26 protein-coding genes and 1 pseudogene are annotated in these 25,070 nt (G+C 50.8%); 8 read left to right on the top strand and 19 right to left on the bottom strand.

All coding sequences use genetic code 11. The features are described 5' to 3' along the window. From LKD37_RS12550 to LKD37_RS12565, 4 genes are all read left to right on the top strand, one after another. A partial coding sequence (locus LKD37_RS12550) for a helix-turn-helix domain-containing protein (protein ID WP_302929539.1) occupies positions 1-562 on the top strand: 562 nt, incomplete at its 5' end. Between the two features lie 467 nt (positions 563-1,029). Beyond that, complete coding sequence (locus tag LKD37_RS12555) at positions 1,030-1,410, top strand: type II toxin-antitoxin system PemK/MazF family toxin (protein ID WP_302929540.1); 381 nt, start codon at positions 1,030-1,032, stop codon at positions 1,408-1,410. 86 nt (positions 1,411-1,496) lie between these two features. Further along, a complete protein-coding gene (locus LKD37_RS12560; protein WP_302929541.1) occupies positions 1,497-1,739 on the top strand; it encodes a DUF6870 family protein in 243 nt (80 codons plus the stop codon). Between the two features lie 65 nt (positions 1,740-1,804). Then, a complete protein-coding gene (locus tag LKD37_RS12565; RefSeq protein ID WP_302929542.1) occupies positions 1,805-2,011 on the top strand; it encodes a recombinase family protein in 207 nt (68 codons plus the stop codon). A 48-nt stretch (positions 2,012-2,059) separates the two neighbouring features. Here the strand turns inward: LKD37_RS12565 and LKD37_RS12570 are convergent, their stop codons facing one another. From LKD37_RS12570 to LKD37_RS12595, 6 genes are all read right to left on the bottom strand, one after another. After that, entirely contained in the window at positions 2,060-3,736 is a 1,677-nt protein-coding gene (locus LKD37_RS12570) for a recombinase family protein (RefSeq protein ID WP_002569190.1), read from the bottom strand. Between the two features lie 100 nt (positions 3,737-3,836). Next, positions 3,837-4,064: a TnpW family protein gene (locus LKD37_RS12575; protein ID WP_004607973.1), complete on the bottom strand. Its 228-nt coding sequence runs from the start codon at positions 4,062-4,064 to the stop codon at positions 3,837-3,839. 417 nt (positions 4,065-4,481) lie between these two features. Further along, positions 4,482-4,742, bottom strand: coding sequence for a helix-turn-helix domain-containing protein (locus LKD37_RS12580; protein ID WP_302929543.1), 261 nt, complete (start codon positions 4,740-4,742; stop codon positions 4,482-4,484). Further along, positions 4,723-5,154: an RNA polymerase sigma factor gene (locus tag LKD37_RS12585; protein ID WP_009255547.1), complete on the bottom strand. Its 432-nt coding sequence runs from the start codon at positions 5,152-5,154 to the stop codon at positions 4,723-4,725. The genes LKD37_RS12580 and LKD37_RS12585 overlap by 20 nt, the downstream gene beginning before the upstream one ends. A gap of 536 nt (positions 5,155-5,690) precedes the next feature. Continuing rightward, positions 5,691-6,680, bottom strand: a complete 990-nt coding sequence (gene rlmN / locus LKD37_RS12590) for a 23S rRNA (adenine(2503)-C(2))-methyltransferase RlmN (protein WP_004607971.1) — start codon at positions 6,678-6,680, stop codon at positions 5,691-5,693. Then, complete coding sequence (locus LKD37_RS12595; protein ID WP_004607970.1) at positions 6,681-6,866, bottom strand: cysteine-rich KTR domain-containing protein; 186 nt, start codon at positions 6,864-6,866, stop codon at positions 6,681-6,683. Between the two features lie 381 nt (positions 6,867-7,247). Here LKD37_RS12595 and LKD37_RS12600 point away from each other — a divergent pair, with 381 nt between their 5' ends. The 4 genes from LKD37_RS12600 (at position 7,248) to LKD37_RS12615 (ending at position 9,814) form a co-directional block, all read left to right on the top strand. Then, the gene (locus LKD37_RS12600; RefSeq protein WP_004607969.1) at positions 7,248-7,601 is read left to right on the top strand and encodes a helix-turn-helix transcriptional regulator; all 354 of its coding nucleotides are present in this window, start codon (positions 7,248-7,250) and stop codon (positions 7,599-7,601) included. A gap of 261 nt (positions 7,602-7,862) precedes the next feature. Then, the gene (locus LKD37_RS12605; protein WP_002585086.1) at positions 7,863-8,192 is read left to right on the top strand and encodes a plasmid mobilization protein; all 330 of its coding nucleotides are present in this window, start codon (positions 7,863-7,865) and stop codon (positions 8,190-8,192) included. Then, positions 8,153-9,499 (top strand): relaxase/mobilization nuclease domain-containing protein, encoded by a 1,347-nt coding sequence (locus tag LKD37_RS12610; protein ID WP_002585087.1) that lies wholly within the window; start codon positions 8,153-8,155, stop codon positions 9,497-9,499. Before LKD37_RS12605 ends, LKD37_RS12610 begins: the two co-directional genes overlap by 40 nt. 63 nt (positions 9,500-9,562) lie before the next feature. Next, complete coding sequence (locus LKD37_RS12615) at positions 9,563-9,814, top strand: helix-turn-helix domain-containing protein (RefSeq protein WP_002585088.1); 252 nt, start codon at positions 9,563-9,565, stop codon at positions 9,812-9,814. A gap of 177 nt (positions 9,815-9,991) precedes the next feature. Here LKD37_RS12615 and LKD37_RS12620 read toward each other — a convergent pair whose 3' ends face one another. From LKD37_RS12620 to LKD37_RS17615, 13 genes and pseudogenes are all read right to left on the bottom strand, one after another. Further along, on the bottom strand, positions 9,992-10,357 hold the full coding sequence (locus tag LKD37_RS12620; protein ID WP_002585089.1) for a cysteine-rich VLP domain-containing protein: 366 nt from the start codon (positions 10,355-10,357) through the stop codon (positions 9,992-9,994). After that, positions 10,354-10,560, bottom strand: coding sequence for a transposon-transfer assisting family protein (locus LKD37_RS12625; protein WP_002569181.1), 207 nt, complete (start codon positions 10,558-10,560; stop codon positions 10,354-10,356). Before LKD37_RS12625 ends, LKD37_RS12620 begins: the two co-directional genes overlap by 4 nt. Before the next feature lie 2 nt (positions 10,561-10,562). After that, the gene (locus LKD37_RS12630) at positions 10,563-11,516 is read right to left on the bottom strand and encodes a hypothetical protein (protein ID WP_002585090.1); all 954 of its coding nucleotides are present in this window, start codon (positions 11,514-11,516) and stop codon (positions 10,563-10,565) included. A gap of 3 nt (positions 11,517-11,519) precedes the next feature. Next, positions 11,520-14,846: an antirestriction protein ArdA gene (locus tag LKD37_RS12635; RefSeq protein WP_006859298.1), complete on the bottom strand. Its 3,327-nt coding sequence runs from the start codon at positions 14,844-14,846 to the stop codon at positions 11,520-11,522. Positions 14,847-15,073: 227 nt separating this feature from the next. Further along, the gene (locus LKD37_RS12640; protein WP_302929544.1) at positions 15,074-17,170 is read right to left on the bottom strand and encodes a DNA topoisomerase 3; all 2,097 of its coding nucleotides are present in this window, start codon (positions 17,168-17,170) and stop codon (positions 15,074-15,076) included. After that, entirely contained in the window at positions 17,167-17,868 is a 702-nt protein-coding gene (locus LKD37_RS12645; RefSeq protein WP_302685555.1) for a DUF4366 domain-containing protein, read from the bottom strand. Before LKD37_RS12645 ends, LKD37_RS12640 begins: the two co-directional genes overlap by 4 nt. Continuing rightward, positions 17,858-18,115 carry a DUF4315 family protein gene (locus LKD37_RS12650; protein ID WP_069986850.1) on the bottom strand — a complete coding sequence of 86 codons (258 nt, stop codon included), beginning with the start codon at positions 18,113-18,115 and terminating at the stop codon, positions 17,858-17,860. Before LKD37_RS12650 ends, LKD37_RS12645 begins: the two co-directional genes overlap by 11 nt. Before the next feature lie 39 nt (positions 18,116-18,154). After that, on the bottom strand, positions 18,155-20,221 hold the full coding sequence (locus tag LKD37_RS12655) for a CHAP domain-containing protein (protein WP_302685574.1): 2,067 nt from the start codon (positions 20,219-20,221) through the stop codon (positions 18,155-18,157). A 38-nt stretch (positions 20,222-20,259) separates the two neighbouring features. After that, entirely contained in the window at positions 20,260-21,141 is an 882-nt protein-coding gene (locus tag LKD37_RS12660; protein WP_302685554.1) for a DNA-methyltransferase, read from the bottom strand. After that, on the bottom strand, positions 21,138-23,567 hold the full coding sequence (locus LKD37_RS12665; RefSeq protein WP_302685553.1) for a VirB4-like conjugal transfer ATPase, CD1110 family: 2,430 nt from the start codon (positions 23,565-23,567) through the stop codon (positions 21,138-21,140). Before LKD37_RS12665 ends, LKD37_RS12660 begins: the two co-directional genes overlap by 4 nt. Continuing rightward, on the bottom strand, positions 23,515-23,925 hold the full coding sequence (locus LKD37_RS12670) for a PrgI family protein (protein ID WP_177821249.1): 411 nt from the start codon (positions 23,923-23,925) through the stop codon (positions 23,515-23,517). The genes LKD37_RS12665 and LKD37_RS12670 overlap by 53 nt, the downstream gene beginning before the upstream one ends. 21 nt (positions 23,926-23,946) lie before the next feature. Beyond that, entirely contained in the window at positions 23,947-24,816 is an 870-nt protein-coding gene (locus LKD37_RS12675; protein WP_302685552.1) for a VirB6/TrbL-like conjugal transfer protein, CD1112 family, read from the bottom strand. A 16-nt stretch (positions 24,817-24,832) separates the two neighbouring features. Further along, positions 24,833-24,925, bottom strand: a pseudogene (locus tag LKD37_RS17615) (Maff2 family mobile element protein); the annotation flags it as partial. Positions 24,926-25,070 lie beyond the last annotated feature (145 nt).

Raw genomic sequence — 25,070 nt, forward strand, 5'->3', positions numbered from 1 at the left:
GACGGGTGGTCTTTATGGGCGGCTGTATGCCGGCAGGGGCATGGCTCCTGCCGGAACTCTTATTTTCATTTTTACGGAGCGCGGTTGTAAGCGCCCCGTATGCTCTGCGGCCTCTTCCGGATGCGCCGCCCCACCACAACTTCATATCGCCCCATTCTGCCCGCAGCAATCATGCTGCGGGCTTTTCTGCGCCTTTAGGGCTTCATTGCCGTTCTCCGCCTCCGTGGATTTGAAATTCCCACATTTCAAATTCACGGAGGTTTTTATGTATTACAACACGAAGGCCAGCGGAGCGCGGATTCGTGAGCTGCGCCTAGCGAAGAAACTCGACCAGATAGAATTGGCTGAACTGCTGAATGTCTCCCACGGCTACATCAGCCGCATCGAATCCGGTAAAAAGGGCTGCTCTGTCGATTTGCTGATTCAGCTCTCTGAGATATTTGGGACGTCTCTGGATTACCTGATTCTGGGCAAGTGCCACGAAGTTCTGGATGCTGCCCATCTGAAAGAAAACATACAGCATCTGATTGAAGACTTGGAGCACTTCCAAGCAAAGTTATAGGCCGTGTTCCCATTGGTGTTAGTGATGTTCCCAATGGTACGTTCCATTCAGAGTGCAGATTTCTTAAAATAGAATCACAGCGAAAGCTGACTGTTCCTTGAAAAGTTCATAGTCATTCATCAGGTACATTCCTGCATATGTGCGAGAGCACAAGCCAGCACAGCGGTGCGCCACGACCTTCACGAGCGCGGACAACATTCAATCAGCGCAGCTTTCGTGAACGAGCGATAAAACCGACTGCAAAAATCGGGTGGTTCCCAATCCGGCCATGACCGTATGCAGGGCTAACGATACTTCTGTCCAGCCACAGCTTCTTCACGCAATGGGGGCAGCTCGGAGCGATCCTCGGAGGGGTTCAAATCCCATGGAGCGGTGCAACCAGCCGCCGCCTGATGATTTCCCACGGCTCTGGGGTGTCGAGGACAAATTAGGGCTGTACATACCAAAACAGAAAGGAGTCCTTGCCCTTGAAGGAGAACTGGACATATCGCCGCGGCGATATCTATCTGGCGAACTTAAATCCCTATATCGGCTCAGAACAGGGCGGCACACGCCCTGTTCTTCTGCTGCAAAACAACACCGGCAACTTCTATTGCCCGACCCTCATTGTAGCCCCTCTGACCGCCCGCAGAGGCAAGAAACCACATCAGCCCACGCACTATCTGCTTTCCTCCGTGAAGGGCATGGACGGTGCATCCGTCGTTCTTCTGGAGCAGATCAAAACCATCGACAAACGCCGCGTGGTGCGCTATATCGGGCGCGTCAACCGCAAACAGATGGACGGCGTCAATGAAGCCCTCCAAATCAGCCTCGGCCTCTATATCCCGGAAGAAATGGAGGCTCCGTAATGAAGTCCACGCTGCCGGTTACACCGGAATCATACATTTCTTTATCCAGTCATAACCATGAAATAACCCAGGCAAGGAGGTATGGCATGGACGCATATACGGCATCCGACATAGATATTCGCGCCGTTGACCCTGCGGCGCTGGTGGACATCCGCGACGTGAAGGTCAACACGGCGCTTCCCAAGCGGGAGCGTATTCTGGATTTCATCCGTCAGATCGGCAATCCCTACTGCTACCGGCACGGAAAATATGTGGTCAGGGTCAGCTTTGCCGATACGGATATTTCGTTGGAGGACAGACTGGAAGCATATATCCGCACGAAGGGCTGACCCCGCGACATCCTCGACAGTTATGCACTATGCAGGTACAATTTTGGAGGAAAGGAGCTGGCAATATGCAAAACAGCAAGGAAACAAAAATCTGGAACGCCACGCTTTACCTCCGATTGTCGAGGGACGACGGGGATAAAGAGGAATCCAACAGCATTATCGGACAGCGGGAGCTGCTGCGGAATTTCATCCGAACCCGCCCGGAGCTTCGGGAATATGCCGTCAGGATCGACGACGGCTTCACAGGTTCCAATTTTGTTGAGGTAAGATAACGATACCTTTTTTGCAGAGGGTGTTATCTTACCTCTTTTTGATGTATGTTAGATAGCATAACTCTTTACGTCGGCTCCTATCTGTCTGAAATAGGAGATACTTTCAGTAGGCTTGTCGCCTGTATCAACTCTGCCGACAAAGCTATAAAAGATTTCGATTTTGCGGGTGTTCGTTTCCTTATCCAGTTCGTGAATAAGAATACGGTCAATAAATTCATGGACGTTTTCGTAGGTCAGTTCTTCAATCGCTGTGTATCTGCGTACCAGTGCGACAAACCTTTTTACGTCCGCGCTGCGCTCGGTGGCGTTGTCGATTTCCTGTGACAGCTCCGCAATCCTCCGGGTCAGCGTCTTTTTTTCTTCATCATAGCCGGAAGTCAGAAAAGCAAATTGTTCATCTGAAAGTTTCCCTAAAGCGTTGTCCTCGTAGAGCTTGCGGAATAAGATGTTCAGCTCGTTAATACGGTTCTGCGCCTTGTCAAGTTCTTTCCGCTGCTGTGTCAGCGTCTTTTGTACTGCCTTTGCGCTGCACTCGTTGGCGGTTTCGATAAACTCCTGTTCATGCTCTTTCACATAAGACGTTACTCGCTGCAAGTCTGCAAGGACAAGTTCTTTCAATACGCTTTTGCGGATATAATGCGTAGTGCAGAGCATATCATTTCTTGCCCGGTTGCGGTAGTTGCCGCAAGTGTAGGCGTGTTTCCGTTCAAGCGTCCCGGCTCCGCGTACTGCATACATTTTGTAGCCGCAGTCCCCACAAAAGAGCAGCCCGGAAAACAGGTCAATTTCATCAACCTTTGTCGGGCGTTGCCGGGTGGCAATCCGCTTCTGTGCAAGTTCAAAGGTTTCTTCATCAATCAAAGGTTCGTGAGTGTTGGGGAAGAAATACCTTTTTTCCTCCGGGTTCTTTTTCGTCTTTTTCGACTTATAAGATACCTTGTAGGTTTTCCCGGTTATGGTATGCCCTAAATACTCTTTCCTTGTCAGAATGTCGTACAGCGTCTTGTCGGGCCAGTTGTACCATGCGTTGAGCTGTGGGCGGGGGTGGCGTTTGCTTCCTGTCCTGCGGTAGCGCAGTTCCCCGACGGTCAATATCTCATTGTCCCGCAGCCAGTTCTGGATTTCACACATACGGTCGCCCCGTACATACATTGCAAAAATCTGTTTTACAACGTGCGCCGTTTCCGGGTCGGGTATCAGATGATTGCGGTTATCCGGGTCGATAAGGTAGCCGTAAGGGGCTTCGCCGTTGACGCGCTCGCCTTTCTGTGCCTTTGCCTGTTTGACAGCCCGGATTTTCTTTGAGGTGTCGCGGGCGTAAAACTCATTAAACCAGTTCCGCAGAGGGGTAAACTCGTTATCTTCCCTTGCTGTGTCTACACCGTCGTTAATGGCAATGTAGCGTACTTCGTATTCGGGAAAGACAATCTCTATCAGCTCCCCGGTTTTCAGATAATTACGTCCCAGACGGGAAAGGTCTTTTGTTATGACGGTCGCCACATTCCCGGCTTCAACCTCATGCAGCATGGCTTGAAGCCCCTCACGCTCAAAGCTCACGCCGGAAAATCCGTCGTCTACGAAAAAGCGCGTGTTGAAAAAGTGGTGTTCATCAGCGTACTTTTGTAAAATCAGCTTTTGGTTCTGTATGCTCTCGCTTTCCCCGGCTTGCATATCTTCCTGGCTCAATCTGCAATATAAAGCGGTAATCTTGTCTGTCTGTAACATTTTGTCCTCCTTTCCGACGACAGACAAGCATGGTATTTGTACTGTCTATATTATACCACATACCGCTGCCTGTGTCATGTATAAAATGTGAAGAAACGCCCTATTTCCGGGCGTTTGCGGGGTTCAGCTCCATGTCTTTGCGAATGAGCTTCTTTATCTTTTTATCCAATGTGTCCGTTGCGCGTTCACTTGCGGACGAACATACAAGGTAAGTAACTTTTCCGATTTTATGCTCCGTTGTGGTAACGGGCGTTTGGTTTTGCGTCAAAGAAAATCCCCCTTTCTTTCGCAAACATATAATACAGTCTATGAATAGCAGCAAGTCCACTATTCAATAAATCAAAGGCTTTAATCGGACGGTTATCAGCATAACCTCATGGGAATTGCACCCCCGCATGGTTCTCATGCAGCCCTACCCATTGCCTGCGACGCTCTTAACGCTCGGACTGTGGCTGTAAGGAAGTATCATTGTATATTCTGCGTGTCGTCGCCCGCAAGCCGCTATGCTTGCTTTCCGGCGCGGTGTTGGTCGCTCGGCTATCCGGGCGGGAATACTCCCACCGGGATAGCGTTATGGCGCACCCGCCGTATGGCTCGGCGCAAAAGGAACGTATCCGATTTGCCCTATGCTGCGCCGCCGTTATCTTGCGCCGCTTTCTTTTTCAAGGTTCAAAATGGCTGTGCTGCCCGCGTCAGCAGCGGAACGGAAAAGGGGGTTAGAGAAAGCGTCCCGCCGCCGCTTCGGTTATTCCTCTGTCCTAAAGGTGAGGACAGCCATCATCAGTTTTGCTTGCAGCCGTTCCCGAATGTCGTGGTCTACGCCGAAATAGACGTTCCCGCGCTCGTCGTACAGCTTCCGCATGGAAAGGCGGGCTATGTAGCCGCTGAAATGCTGCAAGACAATCTTCATGGCGTCCGGGTCGCCCTTTGTCGCTGCCAAAATGACAGGATAGGGAACAAGGGCTTTTTCCGGGTAGCCGGGTTCGTTACCATTCGTCCCATTCATCAGCATTTTCCTCCAGATATTTTTTTAGCAGCTCAAAAGAGCTTGTCCGCCTGTACTGTATCGTGCTTCTCGACGTATCGAACAGCTCCGCAATCTCGGTGTCGTTCATTCCCTCGAAATAGTACAGGAGTACGGCTTTGCGCTTTTCTTCCGGCAAAGTACGGATTGCTTCAAGAAGCAGCTTCGGCGTGATTTTCTTCCCGGCTCTTTCAAAGGCGATTTCCCCTTTGAAATATTCATCAAAGGTATGAAGCTGCCGCGCTTCTTCTAAGGTCAAGTCGGAAAAGGTAATCTCCCTTGCCTTATGCCTGTGCAGCTCTTTGTGAGCGTCACACGCTTCATTGTGCAGTACCGTATTACAAAACTTCTGGAAAGCGCACTGTTTTATAAACTCCCTGCGATTAGGTTCCACATTCTCACCCCCTTTCTCGTTGGAAAGTTGGTGGTGCTTCCCCCTTTTCGCGGGGCAATACTGCCTTTTGAAAAAAACGCCGAAGATTTTCGGATTTTTTTCAAAAAATATTTTGAGCAGCAAAATACGCCTGTCCGAAAAGCCCGGACAGACGTATAGGTATTGTAAGCGGTATTCAGATGATTAGACAGTTCATATTGATAGACGTAGTTTTCCCCGGCGGTGGTCGGGCTTTTTTTGATGTGTCAATGACCGTCGGATTTTGTCGATATGGTATGTGCTTCATGGCGGCTACCTCCTTTTAGCCGCCGCTTTTAACAGTGATACCGCGTCATTTCATTAGAAGATAAAAAGAAACGGCGGCTTTGGTTTTTCAAAGCTGCTGCGGAAATCAAAGAACGACAAGCAACAGTTCTGATTTTGCTCCAATATGGTTATTGGGGGCACAAATTAAATCAAAAAAGAGCCGATAACAGCAGTATTTCAAACTGCATATTATCGGCTCTGCGTCTGTGCGTCTGGCTCTTTTAATTAAATTATTTTTGTTGTTTTTTGGCTTTATTATATGTATTAGCTAACTGTCCACAAGCTGCTTTAATCTCTCTACCATGAGAAACTCTCATGGTAACTTCAAGTCCTGTTTGCTCTAATTGATGTTTGAACGCAACCATTTCTTGTTTTTGTGGTGCTCTAATTTTTGAATTACTCGTCGGGTTGTATTGCAGCACGTTAATCATAACATTTTTGCCCTTAAACCATTTTGCAAGTTGCCTTATATCTGAGGAACGGTCATTTATACCTGGTAAAAGCAAATACGCAAATACCACTTTTCGATTATGCCTTTGTGAATAGGACAATGCTTGCTTAACAACATCTTCAATAGCGTACATGTGCATATGAGGAATGATGCAGTTTCTCGCAGCCTGTGTTGCTGCATGTAAAGATATTGTCAACTGAATTTTTAGATGTTCTTCGCGCAATTTTTTTAATTGATTAACTGGACCAACTGTTGATACGGTAATGCCGTCGGTTGGAAAGTTAAGTCCATTTCTATCTCGAAGAATATGGATTGCTGCAATCAAGTTGTCGTAATTGAATAAAGGTTCTCCCATTCCCATAAAAACGATACGATTTACTTTTTGACGTATCAATATGACCTGTTGCACAATTTCAGATGGTGTTAGATTACGAACGAAACCATTGCGTCCGGACTCACAAAAAATACAGCCAACAGAACAACCAACTTGCGTACTTACGCAAACAGTCCCACCATCTCGCCGTTTAATAAAAACCGTTTCGATATACCTGTTGTCTTTCAATTCATAAACATACTTTTCAGTATCGCTACTTTTATAGACTTTTTTTGTTGATATTGATAGATTTTTTTTGTGAAATGGCTGTTTATACAATTCCGCATATAAGGCTCTTGCTTTATCCTCTCCAATTACTTCCGACATTTCTTTGTAAGTAAATCCGTATGGGTCATTCAATATTTCCGTAAGTGTACTTTTAGGTAAGTGTTTCATTTAATATCCTTCCTTTTGTTTTTCAGAGTTTTTGATTATGATTTCTAATTTTTCAACATCAATGATATGTGTTAATTTACATTTAGGGCAGAAAAGAGGAAAATTTCTTAATACCGTATTATAAAATACTTGAACCCTCGTCTTTCCGTTACAAATTGGACATTTTATCCAATATTTTTCAAGCATAATATTTCTCCTTTTGTGCAAAAAAATACAGGTCAATTCTCAACATGAGCATTGACCTGCATTTATACATATAACACTACAACAAAATTAAGGCATAGTTTTTATACTATGTCTATACATCGTTAGTTTTGTTGTATAGCATACGCAAAATAAGCATGACAAAAAAGCCCATATTGAAAATGGGAAAAATCTTTTTTGATTTCAATGCTTATCGAATACGCATGCTATGTAACATAAACATTTCCCCATTTTAATAATACTATACAAAAAAAGCGGCTAATTGTCAACATATACATATGAATTATTTTGGCTAACTGATTGAATTGTGTAGACATATCCAAGAAGAAAGGGGAACAGTAAAATGTAACAGGGTGAATAACTATGGCAAAAAGACCAGTACCGAAATACGATTTCAAGGCTTTTGGGGCAGCGATAAAGGCGGCGCGGACAGGGCGCAAGGAGAGCCGCAAGAAAGTGAGCGACGAAATGTTTATCTCGCCGCGCTACCTTGCGAACATTGAGAACAAGGGGCAGCACCCAAGTTTACAGATTTTCTTTGAGCTTATGCTCCGCTACAATATATCCGTAGACCAGTTTCTTTTGGAAACGCCGCCAGAGAAGAACACGCAGCGGCGGCAGCTTGACGCGCTTCTTGACGGTATGAGCGATACAGGCATACGGATTGTGAGCGCAACGGCAAAGGAGATAGCGGAAGTCGAAACAGAGGGCAGATAAGAAGTGTCCGTCAGAATTGAATAAGGTTTAGAGAGCGTTGTAATCTTTTTTTGAGGATTGCAGCGTTTTTCTTTTGCGGAAGTTTGGCAAAACCGGGCATAGCTCCGTAGTAAGGCATAAGGGATAAAAACATTCGTAGCAAGCATAGGAAGCGGGTACCCACTTCCGTATTTTCCCCTCCCGCGCTGCGGCGCGTCGGTTGAAAATTGCTTGTTGGGAAGTGTCCCAAACCCTCGGAACGGAAAGGAAAGGAGCGAATACATGAACGGACGCAAAAGAACGGTGCAAATCAAATTCAGAGTGACGGAAGCGGAACGGGATTTAATACTGGAAAAAATGAAGCTCGTACCCACCCGGAACATGGCGGCATATCTGCGGAAGATTGCCATTGACGGGTATATCATTCAGATAGACCATGCCGATATAAAGGCAATGACCGCAGAGATACAGAAAATCGGTGTCAACGTCAACCAGATAGCACGCCGCGTAAACGCGACGGGGAACGCATACCAAGAGGACATAGAGGAAATAAAGGGGGTGCTTGCGGAGATATGGCGGTTACAAAGATTAAGCCTATTAAAAGCACTCTAAGCAAAGCCCTTGACTATATCGAAAACCCGGACAAGACGGACGGAAAAATGCTTGTGTCCTCTTTCGGCTGCTCCTATGAAACGGCAGATATTGAATTTGAATATACCTTGTCCCAAGCACTCCAAAAGGGGAACAATTTAGCCTTTCATCTGATACAGTCCTTTGAGCCGGGGGAAGTCGATTATCAGAAAGCCCATGAAATCGGAAAGCAGCTTGCCGACGCGGTAACAAAGGGGCAGCATGAATATGTACTCACGACGCACATTGACAAAGGACACGTCCACAATCACATTATTTTCTGCGCCGTAAATTTCGTAGACCACCGCAAATATAATTCCAACAAAAGGAGCTATTACGGCATACGGAACATGAGCGACAAGCTGTGTCGGGAAAATGGCTTGTCCGTCGTCGTTCCCGGCAAGGGCAGCAAGGGAAAGAGCTATGCGGAGTACCAGGCAGAAAAGACGGGTACAAGTTGGAAAGGCAAGCTAAAGATTGCCGTTGACGCGCTTATCCCCCAAGTTTCCAGTTTTGAGGAATTGTTGCAGCGGTTACAGGCGGCGGGCTATGAGATAAAGCCGGGGAAATATGTGTCATGCCGCGCCCCCGGACAGGAACGCTTCACCCGTCTTAAAACCCTCGGCGCGGATTATACAGAGGAAGCCATAAGGGAACGGATAGCGGGCAGACGGGCAAAGGCGGCGAAAGCCCCCAGAGAGCAGCGCGGCGTTTCGCTGCTTATCGACATTGAGAACAGTATCAAGGCGGCGCAGAGTAAGGGCTATGAACAGTGGGCGAAAATCCACAATCTGAAACAGGCAGCAAAGACCATGAATTTCTTGACGGAACATAAGATTGAACAGTACGCGGATTTAGTCAGCCGGATTGAAGAAATGGCAGCGGAAAGCGGACAGGCGGCAGACGCATTGAAGGACGCGGAAAAGCGGCTTGCGGACATGGCGGTGCTTATCAAGAATGTTTCCACCTACCAAAAGACAAAGCCCGTCTATGACGCATACCGCAAGGCAAGGAACAGGGAGAAGTACCGCGCCGGACAGGAACAGGCGATTATCCTACATGAAGCCGCCGCAAGGTCGCTGAAAGCGGCGGGCATTGCAAAGCTCCCGAACCTTGCCGCGCTGCAATCGGAATATGAAGCCCTCCAAGCGCAGAAAGAAGCCCTTTATGCCGACTATGGGAAGCTGAAAAAGAAAGTCCGGGAATACGATATTATCAAGCAGAACATTGACAGCATTTTACAGGCAGACAGGCAGCCGGAACGGGAAAAGGGAACAGAGCGCGGATAAGGATAGCAAAATCCCCGCCGCTGTGCTATGATAGGGCTATCAAAAAGCAGAGGAGCGTTGAGCATGGAAAACCAGAAAATGCCGGAATATGAAACCATACGCGCCGCCGTTGCCGGGGAAAAATGGGCGGTGGAGAAAGTCGTGGAGTGCTACAAGGACGAAATCGACAGGCTATCGACGGTAGCGGTCAGACAGCCGGACGGAAGCACGAAACAGGAAATCAACGAAGATATGCGCCAGTCCATCACAAAGAAGCTGATAGAAGCCCTCCCGCAGTTCCCGCTTGAAGAAATGGAAAAGGGAAATGTCAGATAGGCAAAAAAAGAACAGGGCGCGGAAGCCAGTATATGACTTCCGCGCCCTGTCTTTTTATGGGTGCTGTTTTCGTGAATGTTACGCAGTAGAACGCCATTTTTGGGGGTAAAGGTATAAAGTATCGCCTATCCGATTTTCACGCCCGGAAAGCCCTGTAAATCAAGGGATTTTCCGCGCCTACTGCGTAACAGGGGCGCGTCTTTTCCTCATGCGCTCGGCGGCTTGTCTGCGGGTGATACGTTTCCGGCAGACGGGGCAGTATTTGACACTGTTAGAGGTTGACGCAAAGAACGCGCCGCACTCGGTACATTTCTTCTTATCCCCTGTCTGGTAAAGCTCCGCATAAAGCAGCCTGTCGGCGGGAAGCACCGCAACCCGGAACCACTTGCAGAGAAGCGAATAGGAAATGAGCTGCGGACATACGCACTCGTCCCCGTCGTCCAGTAAGATACAGTTCCCGTTATCATAATTGCAGCACGTCCGGCGCACAAGGGCGTTGACTTTCCGGCTCTGGGGCGGCGTCAGCCGCTTAACCCCGTTCATACTTCATCAGCGGCGTAAATGGGAAGCTCTGCAAATTCCGCTTCGGTCAAAGCGTCCACTTTGGAAAGGGTGCGCTTTGCAAGCTCCCGCATATCCGCGTCCATGTAGGGCAGCGCGGCGTTGACATTCTCAATCAAAGCCCGCTTGCCGCCCTCGTTGTAAATGCTCAAAAGGTTTGTTTCTTCAACAGTCAGTCTAATCATGCTCATACCTCCATATCGTGATTTTTTGTTTTTGCCGCCGCCTTTTTCGGGGCGGTCTTTGCCTTGTCTGCTTTAAGCTGCGCCCGGATAGAGGGGCGGGGCTTCCTTATCTCCCTGTCCCGGTTCTCCCCCTTGTCAATCAGCGCATACGTCCCATGTCTGCCCTCGATTTTGGAAAAGGAAAGGGTCTTGTAGGGCAGCATGGAGAAAAGGCGGTCAGTGTCCTTTGTGGCTGCAAGCCGCATGAACGCCGGGGAAAGCTCTGCCATGAAATGGGTCTTGTTCGGGCTGTTCGGCTCGTAATGCCGCTTCATTTCCCGCACAATGCGCCGCGCTTCCGTTTCAATCAGCCCGTCCCGCAAAGCGGCAATATGCGCCTTGAAATCCCCCGGCGAAAGCTGCTCCCGGCTGCGCCGTTCTTCCTGTAAGAGCGATTGCAGCGCGTCCGGGTCGTTGGGTACGGCTTCAAAGCGTTCAAATTTCCCAAGCTGCGGGTCTGGGGTTCCGTCAAAATATCTCCCGGCTTCCTGTACCCTTTCCCCATGCTCATAAATCAGCTTCACCGTATCGGCGGGCAGCTCCTTTTCCTTGACGCGCTCATAATGTTTAGAGTAGTCCAGTTCGTACAGATTGCCCTTGATTTTCCCGCGCTCCTTTCCCGTCAGCTCGATTGCATAGGCAAGAACGCGGTCGCTTGTCTGCTCCATGTAGAAACGCCATGTGTTGTGGGGCGCGGTGTCTTTGAGGAAAACGTCGCGCTCCCGGAAACAGTGCGTCCCGGACGGGCGGCAGAACCACAAAAGTGTTTTGTCCTCCCTGTGGGGGCTTGCCGCCGCCTTTGCGATAATCTCTTTGTCAATGTCTAAGTCGCTCTGGTAAAAGCCTGTGTTCTGCTTCATAATCGCTTCAAGGGAAGCAAACAAATCCATGTTTTCAAATTTGCTCTGTTCCGGCATGGGTCAGCTCCTTTCCAAGTCCTGTGACTTCTGCTTTGCGTTTTTCTTCTGTGCCTTTTCCTTGTCGGCTCTAAGCTGCGCCCGGATAGAGGGTTTCTTTTCCGGCTTCGCTCCCTTGCCGCGCTCCTTGTCGGCTTTGACAGCGTTAGCCAGGTCAACAAGGGAAATCTGCTCGCCCGCCTTTACCTTTGCTTCCAGTTCGTCAACGGTGGGGGTGTTGTTGATGATACCGTCAATCATGTTCCCGTTCTGCTCTGTGGTCTGCTCGGCGGTTTTCAAGGGATTGTCCCGCTGCGCCTGTTCTGCGGCAACGGCAAACGCCCGCGTCCCATTCCCCATAATCAGATACTTTCCGTCGTCCGACTGGTGGTGAAAGCCATATCCGGCGGCTTCTATCTGCTCCCGGCTCATGGCGGTCACATGGAAAGTCCCCCTCGGTGTCTTGACAGTTTCGCCCGTTTCCAAGTCGTCCGGGGTAAGCTGCTTTTGCTCCTGTAAAAACTCCGGCACTTCCCGAAAACCTACACTGTCAACGAAATGCGCCGCGTCCTGTCCGTCCTGATGAAGCACTACCACGTCGGAAACGGAAAGGCTGTGTCCCTTAAAATCTTTGGGGTGGTCGATATTGAAACAGGTGTAAATATCTTCAAGGGAAGTTTCCGGCGCAAGGGGCGCGGAATAGACAAGCTCATAGTTCGCCCTGTCAACCACATTTCCCGCCGCCTGCAGGCGGTCGTATGGCTCAAAGCGGAAATCCCTTGTTTCGTCCCCGCCCTTTATCTGGTAAATGGAAAAGGTGTCTTTGTCCTGTCCGGCGGTCTGCGCCGTTTCCTGTGCCTTTGCGTAAAGCTGCTTCACGTCGCCCTCGGTCAGCTCGCCGCTTTTGAGCTGCCCCATAAGCTCGCGGCATTTCTCCGGCGTTCCCGTATAAAGCACGTCGCCCATTTTCGCCCGCCCGTTCTCCTGTGTCACATAGGCTTGCAAGAGGTAGCTGTTTTCCCGGCTGTCGCTGTAAGGGTTCCGGCGCACTCTGTAAATCGTTTCCGGGGTAAAGGCTTCTTTCGGGGCTGCGCCCGCTTTTTCCTGTGCGCCGGATTTTCCCGGTGCGGCTGCTTCCGGATCCGGCTTCTCCGGCGCGGCTTCCTGTCCCTCTCTGGTGGGCTGCTCCTGTCCGGCGGTCTGCTCCTTGTCCTGTGCCTTTTGCAGCTCCGCTAAGTTCTCGTCTATGGAATTGATAATCTCGGCGGCTGCGCTGCGTATCGTTTCAAGGGAGCTTTTCAGCTCGGACAGCTCCCGCCCGCTGCTCCACCCGGCGACATAGCCGAAAGAGTAGTCCGACGTGTCAAGCCCGTAATGTTGGCAGACAGTATAGGCGACGCTTTCCGCTTCGACTTCGCGGGTGCGGCGGTCAACGTGGGGCTGCTGCTCGTCCTTTGGCGCGTTGAGGTCAATGTCGTGCAGCTTCGCATGGGCGATTTCGTGAATAGCGGTCTTTAAGGTCTGTAATTCGCTCATGCCCTCGTTGATAGCAATGCGCTTGTCCTCCAAGTGGTAGTAGCCATGAGAGCCGCCCTCGATATTCTCAAAGGCGATAGGAACGGGGGAAGTCTTTTCAAGGGCTGCGAAAAAATCCTTGTAGCGGTCAACGTCGCCTGTCAGCTCGTCAACCGCAATGTCCGGCAGCTCCTTTCCCTCGGTCTGGGAAACGTCAAAGACGGATACCACCTTGTAGGCGGGTATGGTGACTTCCTTTTCCTCGGTGACGGGCTTCCCGTCCTTGCCGATAACGGGCTTCTGCGTGTGCGGGTCGATTTTCTGCATTTCCTGTTTGATTTTATAGGGTGACGGAGCAATGATTTTAATTCCCTTTTGCCCTTTCATCACGTTTCGTTCAAAGTTGTTCTTCCAAGCGGAAAAGCCCGCCACAAGGGAAGCGTCCGGCTTCTGCATGGCGATAAGGACGGTGTTTCGGAAGCTGTAATTATGGAATTTTGACATGACTTTCAGATATTCCCGGTAACGCTCGCTGTCAAAGAGTTCCGCAATACCCTGTTCCAGACGGTCGGTAATCTCTTTGAGCTTTTCGGCGGGCTTCTCGCTCGTCAGCACGATAGGGATAACCGGGCGCGGCTCCTGTGGCTGCTCTGCGGTCTGCGCCGTTCTCTGCCCCGGCGCGGCTGCGTCCATTTCTACCTTTGACGGGTCGGGTCTTTCCGGCTGCGGGGGCTGCGGCGTTACCCGGTATTCCTCCGGCACGTCGCGCCCGTCGTACCATTCTGTAAAGGTGTTGCGGTTGTTGTAGATATAGCCCTTTTCGGTAAACATACCGTCGTCGTTAATGGAAGCGTCCCGCCCGTATTCCTCATACATGAAATACTTTTTCGCTTCTTCGGGAAGTTCCGGTTCTTCCAGTTCATCAACCAGATAACGCCCGTATTCTTCTTCATTGTGGACGGACGGATAAATCCAGTAGCAGTCAAGGTTCTGTGCAAGGTTGATAATGTCCTGTAAGCTGTCGGCATGGTCGCCGTATTCAATGGCTGCAATGAATTTCTCCCGGTCGTCGTCAAACTGCATTTCCAAGAGCTTCCCTAAATAGTTCAGCTCGTCGGGGTGGGAATACTCGCTTAAATGCTCCGTCAAGCCGGGGATAGTGGATTGAAATTCTGTGAAATGCCATTCCTCATAGTGCTTGAAGTCAATCCCGATACGGTCAAAGACTTCTTTCAGATGTTCGGCAGTCGTGGGGAATGTCACCCATTCGCCCGCGGGTCTGCCCTCGGTGTACTTCCCAAGATTGGAAAGATAGCCGCTTAAAATCGGTTCTGCCATTTGTTCGCTCCTTTCTTTTTCAATCATGCGGTGCATAAGCTCAAAATCCTCAATGCTCATGCTCCCGTCAAATACATAGGGGTTAAAATCCTCCCCGTCCCGGTAGGGCTTTTCGGAAAAGGGAAGCCCCGCTTCATGGGCGGCTGCCCTCGCTTCCTCGATAACCTCCGGGGGAAGCCTGTCGTCATGCGCTCCGATAAAACCGTCAATGTCGTTCATGCTGTTTTCGTAGTGGTAACGCACTCCGGCGGTCAGCTCGTCAAGGCTCATGTCCTCGCCTAAATGCCCGCAATAGTAGCCGTTTAAGATAACGGCGGCGGGGTCAATGCTTTTTATTTCCTCTAACCGGCTCCTGTCCTCCGGGTAGAGCGTATCGTCCATATCAAGATGAAAATATTCCGCGTTCCATGAACGCCCCTGTTTCCAGAACGCCACCCATGCGATACCGTCCCTAAGCTCGTCTTGATAGTCCTTTACGGTGTCCCGTAAACTTGCCATAGTGAAAAACCTCCTTTCTCTGCGGCAGCGTCATAAGCTGCATTTTTTGGCTGCATGGTCTACTACGGGTACGCCCGCATTTCTGCCAAATATTTTTGAAAATTTTTAGAGGGTGAAGCCCTCCGCAAAAGAGGGTTTGGGAAACTTCCCAACAAGCAAAATCCCCGTCCGGCGCGTCAGCGTCGCAACGGGGATTTACGGAAGTGGGTACCCGCTTCCTATGCTTGCTATTCCAGTTGTTTGTTCTTTGAAATGGTTACTTTGTAATTCACATATTTACCGCCCGTGTCGGCTAAAAGTACCGTTCCGTCGTAGGTTTTGCCCGTTTTCGGAGAGTACAGTTTTTTAACTGTTGCCTTGCCGGATTTAAGAAGTGCTGCGGCAATCTTCGGGGTAAAGGCGGTTTTTCGTTCCTCAAAGAAGCGGTCATTTTTCCACATGGTAAAGCCGCACTCTTTGTTGGAACAGTAGTAGTTTTTCTTTCCCTCATAGACCGGGGACTTGCAGCGGGGACACTTCCCAAGCTCTGTTTTTTCTGTCTTGAAAAGCTCTTGTTTCTCACCCAACACGGAAGCATAGGTTTTTACAAGCTCCTGCGTCATTGCTTCGATACCCTGCATGAAAGCGGCAGGGTCAGCGTTACCCTTTGCAATCTGCGTCAGATTGTTTTCCCATGCAGCCGTAAGCTGCGGAGAAGTTAAGCTGTCCGGCAGGACGCAGACAAGGTTTGTGCCGTCTTTGGTGGGAAGTAGCTGCTTGCCCTTGCGCTCGATAAAGCCGCCTTTTACTAACTTTTCAATGACAGCGGCGCGGGTGGCAGGCGTACCAAGCCCCCGGCGTTCTGCGTCCGGGTCAGTGTCCCCATTCCCGGCGCGTTCCATAGCAGAAAGTAAGGACGCTTCATTGTGGGGCTTCGGCGGCGTCGTTTCATGCTCCGTAACCTTTGCAGCAGGGTTTTCAAAGGTCTGTCCCTCGGTAAAGTCCGGCACATCTAAAACAAGTTCGTTTTCGTCGTCGCTGTCCGGCTTCTTTTTGAGGGTCACCCGGTAAAGCCGTTCAATCTCTTTCCACCCGGCAGCGATTACCGCCTTTCCCTTTGCCGTAAATTCATGGTCGGCGCAGGAGAAAACCGCCGTTACCGCTTCAAAACTGTACGGCTCGGCGGTCGCCATAAGCAGACGCGCCCCGGCAAGGGTAAGGATATTGCGCTCGCTTTCCGGCAGCGTGGTAAGGTCAGCCTTTGCAAGCTCCATAGTGGGAATGATTGCGTGGTGGTCTGATACCTTTTTGCTGTTCAGCACCTTTGCAATCTCCGGCGAAAAATCCGCGCCCTCCATAAAGGAAAGTTTCTCACAAAGCACCTTGATAATGCCCGTCGCTGTTTCTCCCATGTCGTCGGTCAGAAATGCGCTGTCCGTTCTCGGATAGGTCAAGAGCTTCTTTTCATAGAGGGCTTGCGCCAGGTCAAGGGTCTGCTTCGCGGTGTACCCGTAAATACGGTTTGCTTCCCGCTGTAAACTGGTAAGGTCAAAGAGCTTCGGCGGGGCAATGGTTTTCTTTTCTTTCACAAGGGAAGTACAGACAGCCGCCGACGCTTCGCAGGCCGCTTTCAGTTCGCTTGCTTCATCAGCGGCGCAGATCTTCGCGCTTGCCGCTTCTGCGCCAGGGAGAGTAAGGCGCACATGGTAGTAGGTTTCTTTCTGAAAACCTGTAATGGCAGCGTCCCGGTCTACAAGCATTTTGAGGGTCGGGGTCTGCACACGCCCCACGTTCAAGGTCTTTCCATACAGGCAGGAGAAAAGGCGGGTCGCGTTAATCCCGATAAGCCAGTCAGCCTTTGCCCTGCATAATGCGGAATGGTAGAGGGCGTCGTATTCCCGCCCGTCCTTCAGATTGTCAAAGCCGCTTCGGATTGCTTCGTTTTCCATTGAGGAAATCCAAAGACGGGTAAAGGGCTTCTTGCAGCCCGCTTGATGATAGACAAAGCGGAAAATCAGCTCGCCCTCGCGCCCTGCGTCGCAGGCGTTGACAACCTCGGAAACGTCGGCGCGGCGCATGAGGTCTTTTAAGATTTTGAATTGCTTTCCCTTGTCGGCAGCTACGGTGTACTGCCATTCCTGCGGCAGAATGGGTAAGCTGTCATAGCTCCACTTTTTGTACTGTTCCCCATAGGCGGCAGCTTCCGCAAGTCCTACCAAATGCCCGATACACCAAGAGATAACATAACCGTTCCCCTCGATATATCCGTCTTTCTTTTCCCTTACGCCAAGGGCGGCGGCAACCGCCGCCCCGACGCTGGGTTTCTCACAAATCACAAGTTTCATTCTTCCTCGTCCTCCTGTTCGGTGTCTGCGATGTCAGTTTCTTCCTCCGGCTCGTCCTCGTCGTATTCGTCAAAATCAAACTCGTCAAGGTCGGTGCTGCCTTTCACGCTCTGTTTTGGTTTCATAAACTTAAAGTAGTAGAGGGCTGCGCCGCCGCCAAGCAAGCCCACAACAAGGAAAATCAAAAGCCCGCCCATGCCGTTTTGGGGCTGCTCCTGCTCGGTGGGTTCCTCCGGCGCGGCTTCCTTGCCTGTGCAGCTATCCATGTTGACAGAGCAGACGGGGCAGGCGGTGTTTACTTCGCCCGCCTTGCATTTCTCGGTACAGTTGCAGACAGACGGGGGCTGCTCGGTCTGTTCCTCCCCGATAATCGCCATAAGGTCGCTTTCGTCTACTTGATTTAAGAAGTGGACGGAATTTTCGCCCTCGGCAGCCCGGTCAACGATAATGTAAAAATAGTTGCCGCCTTTGCTTTTCACGATGATAAACTGCTTATCCTCGGCAGCGTCCCCGTCGATGTCGTCCACAAGGGTCATGTTGCCCTCCGGGGTAAGTGGCTGTGGCTCGGTTTCCACGATTACGCCGCTGTCGTCGGTTTCTTCCGTTGGCGTCTGTGCATAGGCGGTAACAGAAAAGCCGCCCACAAGGACAAGGGTGGCGCAAAGTGCGGTAATGCTTGCAAGGATTTTATTCTTCATTCTCGGTTTCCTCCTGTTCCTCATAGTCTGCGGGGATAGGGGCAATGCCCGGAATACCGCCGCCCGCAAGCATGGCGGTAAGCTCCTGCGGGGTAAGGCGCATAGAGCGCACAAGCTGAACGATTTGCAGATTTTCCGCTTCGGTTTTCTGTGCTTCCAGTCCGCGCAGCCTGTTCTGATACTCCGTGATTTTCTCACGGGTCTTTTGGATTTCCTTTTCAATTCTTTCAATTTTACTCATAGCCATAATGATTTTTCTCCTTTCGATTTTCAAATATGTTGTATGTCAGTTCCAGTTCATCAGCCCGTACCCTTTGATACAGGCATAGTCAAGGGGATAGCTCTTAATCTTGCAGGCGTCGCCGGAATTGCCCTCCACAGTATAAACGCGGTTTGCGTCCCTGCCGATAACAAGCCCTACATGGTCTGCGCTGCCGTCCAAGTCCCAGTCAAAAAAGATAGCGTCGCCGGGGGCAATGTTTTCATAGCCCCGCGCTCCCCATTGCCCGTGAGAGGTAAACCACGGAATACCCTGCGACTGGCAAGCGGCAAAGCGCGGCTCGGAAAGTCCTACCTGCCCGTAGCACCAGGACACGAAACAGGCGCACCATTCCACGCGGGAATTGAAGCCGTACCAGTTCCAATACGGATAGCCGCCCACATTTCCGACTTGCTGCTTTGCAAGGTCAACGATAGCAGTATTGCCGGGGCGCGTTCCGTTTACAAAGTCCACGCCGCTTAAATCCTCGGACGCGGAAGTGTCGGGAGAGCCGCCGCCAAAGATAAGGGGCTTGTTCCCGCTTGTCTGTAAATACACCCGGTACATTTCCAGTTGTTCCGGGGTAAGGTTGTTTTCCGCAATGGTGGATAGTGGGATATTCGTCAGCTTGACGTTCAAGATGTAATACTCATAAGGCACTTGTACGGTGTAGGTGTCGCTATGCTCGTTGCCGTCCTCGTCCGTCCATGTGTCAGTGCGTTCTTCCTCCCGGTAGCGTATTTCCACTTCCTCGGTCAGCGTCAGCTTGTATTGCTGATTGAAAATCCTTTGCAGCTCGCTTTGAACGTCAGCGCGGGTGTAGGTCTGATATTTTGCGGTCAGATAGGACGCTAATTCGTGTGGGTTATGCCCGATATTTGCAAGGTCATAGCGGTACTCGTCATAGCCGGGGTGGGTGCTTTCGATAGCGTCAATCTCGTTTTGTAGCCCGCTTTCCAGTCCGGCATAGGCATTTTCCACTTCCACAAGGTTGCTGTCCTCGGACGTATAAGACGTTCCAAGTACGCCGTTTAGAGTGCCGGAAAACATTGCCCCGCAAGAGGACAGCCCGGACATTACCATGATAAAGAGCAGCAGCACTCCGACAGCGATTGCCACGCCCGCCGGGTGCCTTGCCACAAATGCTGCGGTCTGTTTCGTTTTCTCGGCGGCTTTGGCTGCCGCCTTGCGGGTGCGTTCTGCCGCGCCCTTGATACCCTTTGCGGTATTGCGGGCTTCCTTTGCATACTGCCGCTTGATTTTCTGCTTCTGCCAAAACCGGGAAATGGGGTTAGAGGTAAGCTGCGGGTTCTCATGCAGGGTCTTGTGATATTGAAAATCCACATTTGCCCGGAAAGCCGCTTTTTCTGCCTTTGCCGCTTCCCGGTAGGGTTTGAGCTTATGGCTGCGGTAGCCCTGTTTGATTTTCCGCGCCCCAAACTTTACGCCGCGCTCGGCGGCTTCCTCGGTTTTGTGTGCGCCCTCCACGCCGGAATTATCCTTTTCGACAGAATGGATTTTGTTATGTACCAAAATCCCGGCTTCCTGTGTGGGGCGGGATAGCGGGTTGTGCTTCTCCTTAAATCCGGGCGGCTTGTCCTTTTCCTCAAAGTGCAGGCGGGTCTTGCCTTTCCCGGTGGTTTCGTCAAAGGTGCGCTCTTTTACCAGTTTCTTTTCTTTGGGGATAGCTGCCTTTGCCTTATCCAAGCGGTCGGCGGCTTTATCGGATTTCTTGATATACTTTTCAAGCTCCGGGGCAGCGCGTTCCTCGTCGGTAAAGTGCAGGCGGGAAGATTTCGTCCCGGCGGTGGCTTCTGCCTGTGCCTTTCGTACCGCTTTTTTAGACGCTTTGCGGGTATGGGCGGCTTCGATATGCTCCATGACGCGCTCTGTTTTGCCCGTGTCCGCTTTGGGGGCAGCTCCCGGCGCATGGGGCAAGGGAGAAGTCGGGGAAGCTGCACCTTGTAGCTGCGCCGCGTCCTGTGCTGCCTGTTGCTCCAGAGATTTCTGAAAATCCGCGTCCTGCGTCCGTTTGCTGATACGCTCGGCGGTCTGCTGTGTTTCGTTTACTTCTACAAGCCCGTCGCGGGTCATTTTCTGCGTGATTTTATCACGGGGCTTTAATGGGTCTTTCAAGTGTTCCCACCTCCAATCCGCGCCCCTGCAAGGGTGCAATACTCGGCGTTCAGTTCAATGCCGATATAGCGGCGGTCAAGGCTTTTCGCTGCAAGCCCGGTGGTGCCGCTTCCAAAAAACGGGTCAAGGACAACGCCGCCTTTCGGACAGCCCGCCAGTATGCACGTTTCCGCGAGCTTCGGGGGATAGGCGGCAAAATGCCCGCCCTTATACGGTACGGTATTGATAAGCCAAACGTCCCGCTTGTTCCTTGTGGTCGGCATAAGAGCGTCGTCATAATAGCCGCCGCTGCGGGTTTTATTGATACCCTGCACCTTGCCCTGTCCCGGTACTTCCTCGGCGTATTTGTGTCCTGCGCCGCGTCCCTGTCGGTACCGCGCAGCCGTTCCCGGCGCGATCGGCTCCGCAATGGCGGCAGCGTCATAGTAGTATTTCTTTGATTTCGTCAGTAAAAAGATATGCTCATAGCAGCGGCTCGGTCGGTCGCGGCAGCTCTCCGGCATGGGGTTTTCTTTCAGCCAGATAATATCACTCCGCAGATACCACCCGTCAGAGCGCAGGGCAAAGGCAAGAAGCCACGGAATACCGATTAAATCCTTTTGCTTGCAGCCCGCTTTCATGCCGCTGCCGCAGTAAGTGTCTGCGATATTCAGCCAAAACGTCCCGTCGTCTTTGAGTACCCGGCGCAGTTCCCGGAATACATCTACAAGCCTGTCAATGTACTGCTCCGGCGTGTCCTCCCGTCCAATCTGTGCGTCAAGCCCGTAGTCCCTAAGTCCATAGTAGGGCGGGCTTGTGACGCAGCAGTTCACGCTTTCGCTCGGCAGCTCCCGCAGGGCATAGAGGGCTTCACGGTTGATGATTACGTCCGTTTTCATGGCTTGCTCACTTCCTCCGGCTTTGTCGTAAGCAGACGGTAAAGCTCGGTGTCCGTCGGGAAGCGGTCAATGAACGGCAGTACCACATTCCCGTAAAAGATAAGCCCCTCGCCCGCTTCGGTATGGGTCACATACTTCATCTGCTGCGGGGAGATATTGAGCTGCTTTGCAAGGATAGCCCGGTCGCCCTGTGCCTGATTGAGCATGAGGACAAAATCGGAGTTTTCAAAGATATTCTCGACTTCGCGGCTTGATAAAAGGTCTTTGACGTTCTGTGTGATTGCCGTCGGTATGCCGCCCCATTTACGAAAACGCTTCCAAATCTCCACGGAATAGGCTGCGGTCTGTTCCTCTTTCAAAAGCAAATGAAACTCGTCCATATAGTAACGGGTTGCTTTTTTCTCTGCGCGGTTGACGGTAACGCGGTTCCATACCTGGTCTTGCACAATGAGCATACCTAATTTTTTGAGCTGCTTTCCAAGCTGCTTAATATCAAAGCAGACAAGGCGGTTAGAAAGCTCTACATTCGTTCTGTGGTTAAAGACATTCAGACTTCCCGAAACATAAAGCTCCAATGCCGCCGCAATGCGGGCAGCTTCCGGCTCCGGCTGTTTCAGCAGTTCGTTGTAGAGGTCGCCCAAAATCGGCATTTTTGCCGGGTCGGGTTCTGCAAGGAAAGGTCGGTACACATTCCTAACGGCGCGGTCAATGACGGTCTTTTCCACGGGCTGCAAGCCCTCTTTGCCGCCGATAACAAGCTCGCAGAGGGAAAGGATAAAGTCGGATTTCAAGGCAAGCGGGTTGTCGTCCTCGGAGTAGTTGAGGTTAATATCCATAGGGTTCACATACTGGGGCTTGCCGTCCATGCCTTTTCCGGCAGGCGACAGGCGTATCACTTGCCCGCCCAAACGCTGCACAAGGGAAAAATATTCTGCTTCCGGGTCGCAGATAATAATATCGTCGTCAGTAATGAGAAAGGCGTTTGTCATTTCCCGTTTTGCCGCAAAGGATTTACCGCTTCCCGGTGTTCCGAGGATAAGCCCGTTGGGATTTTTCAGTTGCTTGCGGTCGCAGAGTATCATGTTGTTAGAAAGTGCGTTCAGCCCGTAGTAAAGGGCTGCGCCCCGCTGAAACAGCTCCTGCGTGATGAACGGGATAAAAATAGCGGTGCTGCTGGTCGTTAATCCTCTTTGAATGGGGATAAGGTTCTCTCCAAGAGGGATAGAGGACATAAAGCCCGCTTCCTGCAAATAGTCAAGGCGGGTCAGAGCGCAGTTATTTTTCTGTGCAAAGCCCGCCGTAGCGAATACGTCATTATCCAGTTTCCGCTTCGTGTCTGCCATGTTTACCACAAGGAACGTCAGCAGAAACATTCTTTCATTTCTGCTCTGTAAATCCTGCAACAGGTTCTTTGCTTCGCTGCCAAAGGTGGCAAGGTCGGACGGAATTATATCCATGTCGTACCCGCTGCGTACCGCCTTTTTCTGTTCCTCAATCTTCATCTTGTCGAGGTCGGTTATCTTGCGCTTGATGGTCTTGATTGCTTCGCTCTGGTCGATACTGCGGATATGCAGATTGGCGATAATCCCGTTTTCAAGGTCGAGAATGTCCGAAAGCATACGGTCATTCAGCTCCGGCGCGAGGATTTCAAGGAAACTAACCGCGCCGAGCTTACGCCCCATGCGAAACGTCCTGCCGTCGCCAAAACGGAACGAGGACGGGGCGATAAAGTCCTTTGTAGAAAGCCCCGACGGTACAAGCCAGTCCCAAGAGAAGCGGAACGGCTCGCCCTCCGGGTGGAAAATCCCATGCAGTACGTTCAAGCGTTCCTGTCCGTTCATGGGGCGGGCTGTTACGCCAAGCACCTTAAAATTATTGAGTACGTCGGTTTCGATACGGGAAAGGCGGGCTTTTGCGGCTGCGAGATTGTCCGCTTCAATGGAAAAGGTAATGTACTTGCACTTTTCCAGTCCGTTGTTGCCTTTTTCAAGCTGATTTTTCAGCATATCCGCGTACTCCCTGCGGATAGAGTTAAAAGCGTCGTCCTGCGCCGGAATTTCGATAGCCGCCTGTGCCTTTTCCTTTCTTGCGCCTTGATTGATGAAAGAGAGCTGCACCGAAACGGAAGCGTCAAAGTAGTTGAGAAAATCGCACCAGTTTTCAAAAATGGCGGTCTTATCATCTGCCTGTGCAAGCTGATAGTTAATATCTTCAAAGACAAGGCTTTTACTGTATTTCTTTTCCGTTACCCTGCAAATCCCGTCCGGGTACATCTGCAAGTAGGGAATGGTCTGTTGTGCGGTGTGGGGCTTCCCGTCGCCCTTTGCCGCCTGTATCACGGCGGCGATTTCTTTCTTTTCTGCGCGGGTCAGCTTACGCTTCACGGGATTTTTTACCGCGCGAGTCATGGTTTTTCGTTCTGCCATTGACAATAGCCGATACCTCCTTTTCCAGTTTTCGTTGTTTTTCTATGACGGCATAAAAATTTTCCGTCTGATAGGGGCGTTCCTTTGGTCGGATAAACTTTGTCTGAATGACGTTCTTTATCACGACTTCAAGGGGCTGCCCGTGTTTTTCATACATTGCCAAGAGGAAGCAGGGAAGCATAACGACAATCATTGCAAATGCCGCCATGCTTGTTCCCGCGCTGTCTTTGAGCAAAAAGAAAAGCGGTAGTCCCATAGCGAGGGCTGCCGCAAAACATATAATCTGCCGCTTTGTCAGATTAAAAGCGACTTTCGTTTTGATTTTTGATAAGTCTTTGGGTACGGGTACATACGCCAAGTGAAAACCTCCTTTCGGTCTTTAGTGGGCGTTAAATATTGACTTCGCAAGTGCGCCTGTTTTGAATAGGGAGAAGCACAAAATCACGGTGTAGGCTGCAAGGGAGAAAATTGCGCTGTGCAGGTTATCCGCTACAATCATGCTGCCAACCAAAACCGCATAAATGCCGACACATATCATTATGAGGAAGCCTTGAAAACCGAGGGCGAACAGGGCTTTTAAGTAGTTGTTGCCTATCTGTCCCCACTCTCTGTTGGTCATAGTTGCAAACGGGATAGGCGATACCGAACAGTAAAGGTAAATTTCTATCATTCTGCCGTACAGGATAACCGTGATAAGCACCGACATGATTTTCATGCAAAGGCTCACAAGGCTTGTTTCCATAACGAGCAAAAGCAGTTCGGGGATTTCCATAGCGTCAAGTCCGGCTTGCATGGACGAGAGGGCGGCGTCAACGTCGATATTCGTATCGCCGCCGATCACGCCCGCCGCGCCGGAAACAACGTGCTGCGCCATATCGAACACCGCCATAGTGATAGTAAAGGTGTGGGTAACGAGATACACCGCTACCCACGCCTTGAAAAACCACTTAAAGAACATGAACGTGTCAATATCGTGCATATTGTTCTTTTCCGTTACCATGCTGATAAGCTCCACGCATAGAACGTAGGTAATGACAAGCCCCGCAATGGGTACAATCACATTTTCCGACAAGCTCTGTATCATGGAAAATATGCCTGCGTTCCACCCCTGCGGGGTCTTGCCTACCTCTGCGGCGATAGTTCCGACTTTTTCGTTTACGTCCCCGAACATAGTTGACAGATTACCGTTAATGGCTCCAATGAGGATTTCCTTTATCCATTCGTTAATCGCGTCAAGTATGCTCTGCATAGGCTAACCCCGCCGCTTAACCGAACAGTCCAGCAAGCAGAGGTACGAGGGTACCGCCGATAAGGGCAACGCCGCCGCCCGCCATGAGCTGTTTCATGCCCTGGCTTTTTACTGATGTGTGATAAAGAAGTAATAGAAGTGTAAAAAATTTTGCCGTTCCTATCCGGCACTTAGCTCTTGTGTCGGATAGGTCGGGCGGTTATTCGGGCAAGTCCACCTTGCCAACAAAAGAATAATAAATCTCAATGTCCTGT

Origin of the sequence: Brotocaccenecus cirricatena (assembly GCF_020687045.1) — a bacterium.
GTDB classification, from domain to species: Bacteria; Bacillota; Clostridia; order Oscillospirales; family Oscillospiraceae; genus Vescimonas; species Vescimonas cirricatena.